Source organism: Bacillus ectoiniformans (assembly GCF_016908875.1).
GTDB classification, from domain to species: Bacteria; Bacillota; Bacilli; order Bacillales; family Domibacillaceae; genus Bacillus_BX; species Bacillus_BX ectoiniformans.
The window spans coordinates 45,290-58,110 of record NZ_JAFBES010000016.1; the positions used below are offsets into that span (position 1 = coordinate 45,290).

Here is a 12,821-nt window from a genome sequence, read left to right on the forward strand (position 1 = left end):
CAGATTGTTAGTAGGGAGTAGCAAGAAGAGGCTGGGACAACCCCTCTAAAATCTAAAAGCCGGTAACGTTTCACGTTCAGTGAAATGTCACCGGCTTTTTTATGAAAAAAAGGGGGCATTTCTGGTCAGATAAAAGTACATGACCTACCAAGCTCCAGAAAGAAGGAGCGTATTTTTAAGGGTAAAAAAATGACTGTAGGATTTCGAAAAAATAAGCGGAAATTAGTCAGTTACATTCAAAATGGAAGCTTGTTTAGGGGTGAACAGGGGGAAATTATCCGGTTATGTCACATTAAATGGCTCACGTGGCATGTCTTTAATTCAATAGGCGGAATCTCTCCGGCTATTTAAACAATGTTTCTTGACGGTTGCTATTTAAGGGAAGTTTCTCCGTTTATTTAACAGACTGGGTGCTTAACTTCTGTAAAAGCATCTTTTTATCGACTGACTGGAACATAACGAGTTTCTAAAGTAAGAAAAAAGTGAAATTAGCGTCAATTTCACCCATTTCTTCTCCTGTCTTATTTCTTAATGTTAAATTGTTCAATGCAGTTTTGGCATATACACTTATACTCTTGATCGGAAACTTGTTTTAGCAGTTGTTTAGAAACTGTTACTTTCGTGCACCAGCAAGGTTCAGCGGAGCCTTGTTCCATTGCACAGTAATTATCCCCATTGCATATCGGACATTTATCCATGTCTATCTCCCTTTCTGAGAGCGCTTTCTCTTTTCTAATTCAATTTTAATCCTTATAGACGTCCGCATCCAAGGTTTTTTTAAGTATGGCATAATTTATCTACGTAACTATGAGGGGGACATCATAATTTCGCATGAATTGTTTCAGTCGCTCGATCAGCCTAAACATGGAAATTAAGTGACGAAGCCTTTTGTATGATATAGGGCGCAGCAGTCTTTTCTATAATAGAAAAGAGTGTGAATATTTGATAACTGGCAAGAATATCCGTATACTTAACGGTATGTAATTGAGAACTATTATCAAAATGAAATTGGCTAGATGGGGGGTCGCCTATGAAACAGGTTTTATCATATTTACATCCTTATAAGTATTACATGGCCATCGCTTGGCTGTTAATGCTTGTGGAATTAGTGGTGGAGCTTGCCCATCCATTGTTTATGGCCAAAATCATCGATGAAGGCATTGTGCAAAGGGATTTAGGTGCCATCTATATATGGGGTGGAATCATGCTTGGTTCATCGATTCTGGCATTTGCGGCCGGAGTGACAAACTCTTTTTTTGCAGCGCACGTCGGGCAAAACTATGGATTTGATATTCGGGCGAAGCTGATTGAAAAAGTCCAATCCTTATCTTTTGCGAGCAGCAGCTGGTTCGCTCCGTCTTCATTAATTACAAGGATGACGAATGATGTGACTCAGCTGCAGAATGCAATTTTTATGAGCCTTCGAATCATGCTCCGGGCACCGCTGCTCGTTATCTTTGGCATCGTGATGGCATTTGTTGTTCATATGAAATTGGCGGCTGTCTTGCTTGTTACGACGCCTTTAATGCTTTTCTTTTTAAAATGGATGATGAGAAAAAGCTCGTCCTTGTTTCGGGTTATTCAAAAAAGACTGGATCGGGTCAATAATGTGATGCAGGAAAATCTGTCAGGCATCCGGCTGATCAAAGCTTTTTTGCGTTCAAAACATGAGAGCGACCGCTTCAAACAGGCGAATGAACAATTGATGGAAGGAACAATCCGTGTTCTGCGCATGCTGGAGACAACGACACCTGTGCTTTTGCTAGTGATGAATACAAGCTTAATTGCTATTCTATGGTTTGGTTTGGCTGAATTTCAAGCAGGCACTGCTACTCCCGGTGAGATTGTTGCAGTGATCAATTACGCGACAAGAATTATTTCGGCTCTCACGATTTTTACGTTTATCATTACTTTTTTCGCTAGAGGAAAAGCTTCTGCTGAGCGGATAGCAGAAGTGATGAGTTATGTGGAAGAGAAGCCGGATGATCGACATGAAGGTCTCCAATTATCATCTCCTAAAGGGAAAATAGAATTAAAACACGTGTCTTTTTCTTATCCAGAAAGTAAGCAGCCAGTGCTTGCTGATGTCTCTTTGACTGTTCAAGCTGGTGAGACCGCTGCGATTTTAGGGGCGACTGGTTCTGGTAAATCGACATTGTTTTATTTGATTCCGCGCCTATTTGAGCCTGATACGGGAACCGTGTTGATTGACGGCCATGATCTAAGAGAGGTTCAGCCGATGTCGCTGAGGAGAAATATGGGCTTCGTTCCCCAAGAAGCCCATTTGTTTACTGGAACAATTAAAGAGAACATTGCCTGGGGGAAAGAAGAGGCTACAGAAGCTGAAATGGTGGAAGCGGCAATGAAAGCACAGATTCACGAGACGATTATGCAGCTTCCTGATCAGTATGATACGTTGATTGGCCAAAAAGGAGTGAACCTTTCTGGCGGACAAAAGCAGCGGATATCGATTGCTCGGGCGCTGATACGGAAGCCTTCCATCTTATTGCTCGATGACAGTACGAGTGCTTTAGATGCAAAGACAGAAGCTCACTTGCTCTCTGCTTTAAAAGAGGAAGGATCCACGATTTTTATGATTACTCAAAAAATCAGCACGGCGATGCAAGCAGACCGGATCTTTATTTTGGCAGACGGTCGGATCGAAGCATCCGGCAGTCATACGGAATTAATGGAATCAAGTCAGCTGTACCTGAAAATGATTCGTTCTCAATTCGGAGAGGAGGGGATTCGGTATGCCGAGACCGGGCGCTAATATCTCTTTCCCAAAACCAAACTTTAAAGAAATGATTCCTGTCTTAAAACGGCTGTCGGGTTATTTATTACAGCGAAAAGGCCTGCTCCTATTAGTGATCATCATGGTAGCGGCGAGTTCTGCTTTGGCCTTGCTTGGACCCTATTTAGTCGGCATGGCGATTGATGAGTATATCGTCAAAAAAGATGAGGCAGGGTTAGTCTCGCTGCTGGTATTTCTCGGTGCAACCTACATCTTTTATTCAGTGGCGATGTTTTTACAAAACTATTGGATGGCTGGAATTGCGCAAGAGACGGTGTATCAGCTTCGCACAGAGCTGTTTGAACATATGCATAAGCTTCCCTTGTCTTTCTTCGACCGCAGACGTCACGGAGAACTCATGAGCCGGGTGACCAATGACATTGAAAACGTCAGCAGCACGCTGAATAGCTCCGTCATTCAAATTGTGTCGAGTGTCCTGACATTGACGGGTGCTGTTGTGGTCATGATCTGGCTGAGCCCAATATTAACAGGCATTACTTTACTGATTGTGCCGCTGATGTATATCGGCATGAAATGGATAACGAGCCGGACGCGCGTACAGTTTAAGGAACAGCAACGGCATTTGGGGGAACTGAATGGATTTATAGAAGAAGCGATTTCAAGCCAGCACATTGTGAAAATGTTTTCTCAAGAAGAGAGAATAAATAATGAGTTTATGGAACGAAATGAGAGGTTAAAGAAAGCGGGCTTTTGGGCGCAGACGTATTCAGGCTTCATTCCAAAGCTGATGAACGTTTTGAACAATTTGAGCTTTGCGGCCATTGCATTGGCTGGCGGACTTCTCGCACTCAATGGAATGGTGACGATCGGTGTAATCGTGATTTTTGCTGAATATGCGCGTCAGTTCACCCGTCCTTTAAATGACTTAGCCAATCAGTTTAATACACTGCTTTCGGCGATTGCTGGGGCTGAACGGGTATTTGAGATTATGGACACTGAGGTGGAAGAAGAGAAGCTGGATCGCTATCAAAGAATCAAACAGATTCGCGGCGATATTGAATTTCGTGACGTGTCGTTTTCTTATGAAACCGGTAAGCCGATTCTAAAACGTATCCATTTTTCTGCTCAAGCAGGAGACATGATCGCGCTAGTCGGACCGACTGGATCAGGGAAAACAACGATTGTGAATCTGCTGTCCCGATTTTACGATCCTGACAGCGGCGTTATTACAATTGACGGTCACGACAGTACGAAGTTATCTCGATTTGATCTGCGCCGGCACATGGCGTTTGTCCTTCAGGATACGTTTTTATTTGAGGGAACGGTGAGAGAAAATATTCGCTACGGGCGGTTAGATGCGACGGACGAAGAAGTTGTAGAAGCGGCGAAGTCAGCCAATGCCCACACCTTCATCAGCCGTCTGCCAGATGGATATGACACCGTGCTTCAGCATGAAGGGTCAGGTATCAGCCAAGGACAAAAGCAGCTGCTTGCCATTGCCCGAGCGATACTGGCCGACCCTTCGATTCTATTACTGGACGAAGCGACGAGCAGCATCGACACGATTACGGAAATGCATATTCAAGAAGCGCTGGATCGTCTGATGAAAGGGCGAACGAGTGTGGTTATTGCTCACCGTTTAAACACGATTCAGCGGGCGGATCAGATTCTTGTTTTAGAGCAAGGAGAGATCATCGAACGCGGCAGCCATGAAGATCTCTTAGAGAAAAAAGGGTACTACTATCAATTAAATCAGAGCAGTTCGAGCAGCCTTTCTTCTGCACAATAGCGGGAGAGAGGCTTTTTCATGTCTGTTGATTATATGAATCATTCTAACAAAAATAGCATGCTTTCTTGCGAAATGTCAGTAAGGCCAAGCATGGTCACCAGGAGTTACTAATCTGGCACATACGCTAAGCGGAAAATTTCCGTCTATTTTTCGAAACGGACACTAACCTGCCTGACCCTTCAATATTTTAGTCAATCTACATGTCAGGCTTTTTTTATTTTCTTCCGGACGATTTTTTCAATGATGGACCATGGGAGAATTTTCTTTAGAAACTGCATCTTCTTAACGCCTTTTCCGACTGGGTAATAGAGAGCGGGCTTTGGCGTGAAGATAATCTTCTTAATTAATTGCACCACTTCCATCGGGTCCTCGCTGTTGTCTCTCGCATAAATGGAGCCGTTGTAGGCCATCTCCATGATCGGCTTATAGTCATCATCCACATTCAAGTTGATCCCTTTAAGCCCTTTATTCCAAATATTTGTCTTGTAAGAACCAGCTTCAATCAAGCTGACATATACATGAAAGGGCAATAGCTCAAGCCTAAGCGCTTCACTGTAGCCTTTCAATGCAAACTTGGACGACACATAGGGTGTTAAACCGGGAAAGCCGAAAGAGCCGCTAATGCTGCCGATATTAATAATCTTGCCGCGGCGCTGCTTTCGCATCAAGGGAAGAAACGCTTTCGTGACCGCAATCACTCCAAACAAATTCGTCTCGAATTGCTGCTTATAATCTTCCACTGACAAGTCTTCTGCCAGACCTCCGACAGAATAGCCGGCGTTGTTGATTAAATAATCAATGGATGTATAGATGGAAAGAACATGATCCTTTACATGTTCTAGCTGTTGGTGATTTGTCACATCCAGCTGCAGAACTTCGATATTTTCTTCGACGTTGTGCTTCCGAGCTTCGGTAAGAAGAAGGTCTTTGGCATGTACATTTCTAATCGTGGCAATAACGAAAATACCCGCTTTTGCCAGTTCAATGGCTGTTAAAAAGCCGAATCCGCTGCTTGCTCCTGTAATGAAAGCCACTTTTTTTGACATGTGGGATCACTCCTTTCATTACTTATTAAAGCAGAGTTCTTCCATTAGCTGTACACTTTTTCAAACCACCACAATTATAGAATAAGAAATTAGTGGGTCAATTGTTTCTCGTTAACTTGACTCAGTATATTTCTTGCCTTCAAAAACTCACCTTTAAGTTCTGTCGGTATTTTATCCATGTCAGCAGATTCCTTAATCATGCCAGTCTGAGCTACAATTTGTTCATAAGTCATAATTGCTTGAATATATTCTTCATACTCGCTAGCTGTTAATACGTCTTTACTTGATTTTTGTCCATTTAGTTGATCGAAATAGGGTTGGATTTGAAATAATACTTCCTTAATTTCTTCTAGTTTTTCATTGGGGATCTGAGAATAATCGATGTTGCCATTTTCATTTCCATATTCCACTTTTGCATGAGTAATCACACTTAGCAGTTCTTTAAACTCCGCGAATTCTTGTTTGTTCATATCCCCCTTGGCCTGATTTAACTTGGCATTCAAAAGAAAGTAGCCTTCCATTGTAACTCCTGAAATATGTGCCTTTACATTTTCAAATGAGCCATAGAGTTCATCAGCAAGAAGGGTTTGATAGGCGAATGCTCCAGTAGGAACAAGTAAAGACGCGGCAAGCATAGCGGAAACTACGTGTTTCTTCGTCCACTTTTTTATTCTCCCTCTCTTTTCAGCTTGTGCTTTTTTTACACCTATTAACGTACGTTCGTGTAAGTTAGAAGGGATGACGATTTTATTGATTTCCTCTTTAATATTATTCACAAAGATCAGCCTCCTCAAAATGTTTTCGAAGTTTACCTAGCGCGCGGTATAACGTTGTTTTGACCGTTCCCAAAGGGAGATGAAGGATCTCTGCCATTTCTTTAAAGGAATATCCTTCATAGAATCTGAGGATAACCAGACTCTTTTCATCTTCATTTAATTTCTCAATTAACTCTTGAAGAGTGATGGAAAGGAGGGGATCCTGATCTTCTAAACCGATAAATTCCTCATACTCCGGTTTGAGCTGAATTACTTTTTTATTTTTCTTAATTACATTTAAAGAAGTCGTTATGGTTATTTTGATTAACCAGGTTTTCAGGTACGCTGGTTCTTTTAAGGTGTCTATCTTTTTGAAGGCGTGATAGGCGACCTCTTGCACGACATCTAATGCATCGCTCTCATTTTTCACATACATATAAGCCATTCGATAAATATCTTCTTCATAGCGTTGAAAAAGTTTGATAAAAGCTTTGTCGTTGCCTTTTTGAGCTTTCTTCACTAGCCGATCGATGTCTTTCACTCCCTTAAAATTAATTAGTACATCTATTAGACAACGCAAATAGCCATTTGGCTTTAATTATTTGAAAAAATTTAAGAAAATTAAAATATAGAGAACTTTTCTGCGTTATGGTCTATCTTACCTGCATTTCTTTTTCCCGCTGAATTATGCTACAATATGGGTCGATTCTAAACAATAAAACGTAAAGGGTGTTGTAATCGTGGCAAAAATTCAAGCCCCTGTTCATAAAAATGAAATTCTCGATGTAGAGTTCGAGGATTTAACTCATGAAGGCCATGCCGTTGCGAAGGTAGAAGGGTATCCGCTGTTTGTGCAAGGCGCGCTTCCGGAAGAAACGGGCCGCATTCAAGTAACGAAAGTCAATAAAGGCTATGGCTTCGGCCGCTTAATGGAAACAACGAAGCGGAGTCCTTACCGTGTGGATGTGCCTAAAAGTGAAATGCATAAATACGGTGGCACACAGCTGTCTCATATTAGCTATGAAGGCCAGTTAAAGTTTAAAGAAAAGCAAGTTCGTGATGTCATGACGCGGATCGGTAAACTAGGTGACGTACCGGTTCATCCGGTCTTGGGCATGGAAAACCCTTGGCACTACCGAAACAAAGCGCAAGTGCCGGTTGGGGAGAAGAACGGCCAGCTGATTTCAGGCTTCTTCAAACCGCGGAGTCATGAAATTATCGATACGAACGAAAGCTTGATTCAGATTGCTGAAATCAATGAAGCGGTTCAAGCTGTAAAAGAAATCTGCAATGAATTACACATTCAGGCCTATGATGAAACCGCTCATAAAGGAACGCTTCGCCATATCGTTGCCCGTTACGGGAAAGCGACTGGTGAGTTGATGGTGGTCATCGTAACGAGATCGAGTAAGCTTCCTCAACAAGAACAGCTAGTTGAAAAAATCGTTAATCGCTTGCCAAAAGTGAAGTCGATTGTTCATAACATTAATTCTAAGCGAACCAATGTCATCATGGGAGAAGAAAACCGTGTGCTTTGGGGAGAGCCTGTGATCCATGATTACATCGGGGACATTAAATTCGCGATTTCCGCGCGTTCTTTTTACCAAGTGAACCCGGATCAAACGAAGGTGCTATATGAAAAAGCACTAGAATACGCAGGCTTGAGCGGTGATGAAACCGTGATCGACGCCTATTGCGGGATCGGCACCATCTCTCTGTTCCTTGCCCAGCAAGCGAAAAAAGTGTATGGCGTCGAAATCGTGCCGCAAGCAATTGAGGACGCAAAGCAAAATGCCGAATTAAATGGTATCACCAATGTTGAATTCGAAGTAGGAGAAGCAGAAACGGTAATCCCAAACTGGTACAAGCAAGGCATCAAAGCCGATGTTCTTGTTGTCGACCCGCCAAGAAAAGGCTGTGACGAAGCACTGCTGCAAACGATTATTGACATGAAGCCGAAGAAGGTCGTTTATGTATCTTGTAACCCGGGGACATTAGCGCGGGATTTAAGGATATTGGAAGATGGCGGGTATGAGACTGCAGAAGTGCAGCCGGTGGATATGTTTCCGATGACGGGGCATGTGGAGTGTGTTTCACAGATAGTTTTAAAAAATAGTTGAGGGGATTAAAACCCTTCAACCTGTGTAAACTTGTAGTAAATCTTAACATCTTTGTTTTCGGTTACTTCAATTTTATCAACGAAACGTAGTAATATCTCTGAAGTTAAGGTATCAAATTTCAAAAACTCTTTTAATTGTTCAACGATGGCAGATATTTTACTTGTTGTGTGACTTTCTGCCATCGCTTTTTTTATCTCTGATTGTTCTATCTCTAGTTGTTGGAGTTTATCTTGAAGCATACTTACAAAATCATCATAATCCTGTTTCGATATATCCTCGCTAATAAACTTTTGTAGAGCGTTTCGCTTTAATTCCGGGCTATTTGTAAAATCCCCCAGTATAACATCAAAGTTACTAGAGTTCTCCTTAAAATTAATAATAAGGCCTTTGGGTATGAGTTTTTTCCTAACTATATCAATTAGAGCCCTTTTTTTAATGCCCATATAGAATAGTAGTCTTTCTTTCTTAATGGAAAAATCCCGTTGTTTTTGAAAGGTATTGGATTGATTAATCAATAAACTCATTAATACCTTTTCTGAAGTATTCAGAAAAGGACATCCTAAAATCACCATTGGGATGTTAGCGGAGTATGTATAAGGTTTATTATTAAGTTGTTTGGTCATGTACGTTCGTCCTTTCATTTTCAGATTGAGGTTAAATAAATTCTTAATTTAAGAAGCCCACCCTAGGAATCTAATTGACCTAGAGTGGATTAACTATGAAGTGATTAAGCTAAAATCATAAAATCTCCATTATTTCTCTAAAATCAATGCCTTTATTCAGCAACATAAAAAGCAAACTAACCACGTCAAATGAGTAAGGATAATCTGTATATTCGATATCGTCTTTAATCGGTAAAGCTCTCCATAATACTTCTTGCTCTATATACTGTATAAGATCTTTATCTGTCGAGCTGATAGCGAAATAATCTAAAATATCTTTAGACCGTTCTACTGAAATTTTAGAGGTTTCTGGTATATTTATAATTTTATTCCTCTTTCTCTTTACTCCATGTATTTTGGGTAGTACTCCATTTACCATTCTCATTGTTTATTTCCTCCTAATAGTTCGTAGATGTGTTACACCCTAGTCGTCGTTATATGTAGAAGATAAGTTGCGATCATCTAAAAGAAAGTTGCCCCTTGGTAAAAATTTACCTAGGAGCGGCAACTATGCCCTCACGTTTAAGCGTACAAAATAAAATATTTTTATAAGTGAGGGCAATATAGTTAATGATGGTATCTAGCTATGATCTGAATTGGTTGAATACGCTAAATAACTATTATGGTATATGAAAGTAAGTATGTTTGATTGATTGATTGATTGATTGGTTGGTATGGAACTAAACAGAGATTCAGTGAATGGTATTAGTTTTCATATATTGGAGCATACGTTTGTAAAGAGCTGTACGTCTTGATATATTTGAAATTTTTTCTCGCAGGTCTTACAGAGGCAACCTATTCTGTGAGAGTCTTCATCAATCGGCTAGGCACCCGGTGGGGTCTATATAGAGAAGTTCTATTATGTCCCTACTATTTAAATGAACGGAACAGTTTAAAAGTGTTTCTCAACAATCGGGCCATATTGTTGAACAACAATCTTTTAAGAAATGTTACCAAACATCGCTTTGGGGACGTTTTTGTTATACTTAAAGGTAAAGTTTTACATATATTTGTGAAGGAGCGGAAAATATAAAGCATTTAATAAGTTTGTATATAGTTATGGTAATAATGGTAGCTGTTAATTTAACAAGCGAATTTATTTTTAAAGGTGATTATTCAGCAATTGCTAGTTGGGCTATCATTATGCTGTTTTTATTAGGCACTATATTTTTTGCGAATACACGATATTTTCTATCTAAATAAAGATAACATTTCAAAAGAAGATTTAAATGCATGCTGCTAACGTATAATAAATTTTAATAATGTTCGCAAATAAAGGTTTAGGAATACATAGAAAGGCACAAAACGCTATTATACCAACGTTTTGTGCCTTTTCTTATGAACATTGTTTATACGTTAATTTATGCACTCTATATAAAAACCATTACTGGCAACGGTTTGAGCGTGTTTTTTGGGATGCAGCGTTGCTGGTGTTGTTGCATAAAATCGCGCATACTCCTTGGAAAACAGTATGCGTTATTTTTAGGTTATTGGGAAAATGAGTTATATCCAAAACAACTTAACTACAATAAGAAAAATAAAGTTTCTTAGATTACACCCTTTTGAATAGAATCAATATACGAAACCTACTTTTAGGAAGCTGGCTGTATGTTTCATCATTCAGCCATCCAAATGTCTCAATTGAGCATCTTAACACAATCATTCAACAAATTAAGGTCTACTGTTATACAGACACTAGATTCAGACAATTTTTACTTTCAAATCCATAAATTAGTTCACACATTGTAAAATTCTATTGCCCTATTATCGTAGATTAGCTGTATTTTGAAATGAAAAAATACATAGTATTGCAATACACATTTGCTGAAAAAATAAAAAAATGTGTTCCAACTGATATTTCTCAAGCAAAAGTCCACTAATATTCCAACAGTCCTAAAAGAAATATATCTGGTAATTATTTATTGGAGAGAAGTTTCTTTGTTTAATGTGCTTCATGGCTGCAAATTCAGTCGGAAGAAGCGGAACTTCCGACTGAATTTCCCCCCAATTAATTTGTTATGAGTATTTATATTTGTTTAATATTTTTATTCTCGTTCTATAAAAATATATTTTATAGTTGATCTATTCTTATGATCCTTTAATTTTAATTTAATCTCCTCAGAGACTTCTTGGAAAAATATAGCATATTTTATGTGCAGTTGCGGTCCAAAACTTCCTCCACTTGTAAAAGCTTCTATTTCACGAACTAGATGATTATACATAGCCTCTTCCGATAAAATATGATTAACGTTATTATCCGCATTTATATTTTCTTTTAAAAACCAATATTTTTCTTCATCATCACAATAACCCAATACTCTTGGATATTGCTGTTCTTTAAATGTTAACTTTTTAAATTCTTTTTCTAAGTCCTTTAAATTTTTATATTTTATAATGATGTCTTCCTGTGTTTCAAATAAATCCATGTACCTTTTTTCAAGAAAGTATTTAGATTCAACTTTTTCACTTATCGAATTATACATTTCTTTTAAATCATTAATATATCTCCTTAAATGTAAATGATAAGTAATGTTATTTTTTTTAAAATAAGTGTTTTGAGGAATATTCAAATTTTCTAAAACATTTTCAATAGCTACTTTTTCATAATCGAGATATTCTTCGCATAAATAAGAATAGTATTTCTCCTCATTTTCTATTTTTTTTATTATTCTTGAAATGTCCATTTTAAAATTAGATTCAATATTTTTTAACTTTACGCCTAAATCTTTTAATGCTTGTTTTGATTCATTAGATCCGAATCCATATAAAGCAAAACTTCCCTCAAAAAATTTCATAAATAAGTTTATTCTTTCTTCTAATCTTTCTCTAATTAGTTTACAAAAACTTTTCATATCATCATTATTAGAGCTTGTAATAATATCAAATATTTTTTCTAAATTGAATTTTTCATTGCTTATACTGCTTTTAAGAACCTCATAACTGAGAATCTTTATATTATTCTTTAGAGCTTTTTCATTACTGCCTATATTCTTTTCATCTAGAAAGTTCTTGGCTAGATTTACTATTTGTTTTTCAACATCGCCTACATTAAACGGCGTAATAACTATTTTAATATTACTATCTTTATTCAAATTGTTAATGTATTTATTAGCGTTTGCTTTTAAAGTGCCTACTAACTGTAATTCGTAATAATCTGATTTAAAATCCTCTTTCAGGCTTTTAATCCATCTTTTTAAATCAGCTTCACCGAATGGATTTATAGAAGATTTCACTTGTATAGCATGGGTTTTTTTATCATTATCTATAAACAAAATATCTACTTTATCTATTTCTTTATTTTCAAATGATGGTTCAAAACTTACTAATTTCCATTCTCTTTCAAATACCTCTTTACAGCAAATTAATGCTTGAAATAATATCCCTCTAATCGTTTCTGTACCGCCCATTCTTTCACCTCATATTTCCCATGATTTCTTCCAATTAAAATTATAAATATATATATTTTTTTTGTAACTATAAATTAAGTTAATTATATAGGTACACACAACATAAAAGAAAAATTATACGTCCCGCATATTACCATTGAATGAGTTAAGTTGTTCTGATAATCATTTATTTGGGTCCATTCATACATCAGGTGTTAATGCTACTCAAAAACGGCCAATTGTTGACGGTATTGTTTGTCCGGGGGTTGACGGATATAATGTCCTTAACAACCCTGAAGAAAGGAAAA

10 protein-coding genes are annotated in these 12,821 nt (G+C 38.2%); 3 read left to right on the plus strand and 7 right to left on the minus strand.

The window, feature by feature from the left end:
* Positions 1 to 521: 521 nt before the first annotated feature.
* Positions 522 to 698 (minus strand): cysteine-rich CWC family protein, encoded by a 177-nt coding sequence (locus tag JOC78_RS15545; protein ID WP_204557688.1) that lies wholly within the window; start codon positions 696 to 698, stop codon positions 522 to 524.
* Positions 699 to 1,030: 332 nt separating this feature from the next.
* Between JOC78_RS15545 and JOC78_RS15550 the strand changes: the two genes are divergently transcribed.
* A complete protein-coding gene (locus tag JOC78_RS15550) occupies positions 1,031 to 2,773 on the plus strand; it encodes an ABC transporter ATP-binding protein (protein WP_204557689.1) in 1,743 nt (580 codons plus the stop codon).
* Positions 2,754 to 4,544: an ABC transporter ATP-binding protein gene (locus tag JOC78_RS15555; RefSeq protein WP_204557690.1), complete on the plus strand. Its 1,791-nt coding sequence runs from the start codon at positions 2,754 to 2,756 to the stop codon at positions 4,542 to 4,544. The genes JOC78_RS15550 and JOC78_RS15555 overlap by 20 nt, the downstream gene beginning before the upstream one ends.
* Positions 4,545 to 4,747: 203 nt before the next feature.
* On the opposite strand, the gene JOC78_RS15560 is transcribed toward JOC78_RS15555, so the two are convergent.
* The 3 genes from JOC78_RS15560 to JOC78_RS15570 form a co-directional block, all read right to left on the minus strand.
* Positions 4,748 to 5,590 carry an SDR family oxidoreductase gene (locus JOC78_RS15560; RefSeq protein ID WP_204557693.1) on the minus strand — a complete coding sequence of 281 codons (843 nt, stop codon included), beginning with the start codon at positions 5,588 to 5,590 and terminating at the stop codon, positions 4,748 to 4,750.
* Positions 5,591 to 5,679: 89 nt separating this feature from the next.
* On the minus strand, positions 5,680 to 6,366 hold the full coding sequence (locus JOC78_RS15565; RefSeq protein ID WP_204557696.1) for a DUF3600 domain-containing protein: 687 nt from the start codon (positions 6,364 to 6,366) through the stop codon (positions 5,680 to 5,682).
* Positions 6,359 to 6,865: an RNA polymerase sigma factor gene (locus JOC78_RS15570; RefSeq protein ID WP_338023221.1), complete on the minus strand. Its 507-nt coding sequence runs from the start codon at positions 6,863 to 6,865 to the stop codon at positions 6,359 to 6,361. The genes JOC78_RS15565 and JOC78_RS15570 overlap by 8 nt, the downstream gene beginning before the upstream one ends.
* Positions 6,866 to 7,085: 220 nt before the next feature.
* On the opposite strand from JOC78_RS15570, the gene rlmD reads away from it, so the two are divergent.
* The gene (rlmD, locus tag JOC78_RS15575; protein ID WP_204557698.1) at positions 7,086 to 8,465 is read left to right on the plus strand and encodes a 23S rRNA (uracil(1939)-C(5))-methyltransferase RlmD; all 1,380 of its coding nucleotides are present in this window, start codon (positions 7,086 to 7,088) and stop codon (positions 8,463 to 8,465) included.
* Between the two features lie 5 nt (positions 8,466 to 8,470).
* Here rlmD and JOC78_RS17535 read toward each other — a convergent pair whose 3' ends face one another.
* From JOC78_RS17535 to JOC78_RS15590, 3 genes are all read right to left on the minus strand, one after another.
* Positions 8,471 to 9,088 carry a DUF4368 domain-containing protein gene (locus JOC78_RS17535; protein ID WP_239587218.1) on the minus strand — a complete coding sequence of 206 codons (618 nt, stop codon included), beginning with the start codon at positions 9,086 to 9,088 and terminating at the stop codon, positions 8,471 to 8,473.
* Positions 9,089 to 9,203: 115 nt separating this feature from the next.
* Entirely contained in the window at positions 9,204 to 9,512 is a 309-nt protein-coding gene (locus JOC78_RS15585) for a hypothetical protein (RefSeq protein ID WP_204557699.1), read from the minus strand.
* Positions 9,513 to 11,172: 1,660 nt separating this feature from the next.
* On the minus strand, positions 11,173 to 12,534 hold the full coding sequence (locus tag JOC78_RS15590; protein ID WP_204557701.1) for a hypothetical protein: 1,362 nt from the start codon (positions 12,532 to 12,534) through the stop codon (positions 11,173 to 11,175).
* Positions 12,535 to 12,821 lie beyond the last annotated feature (287 nt).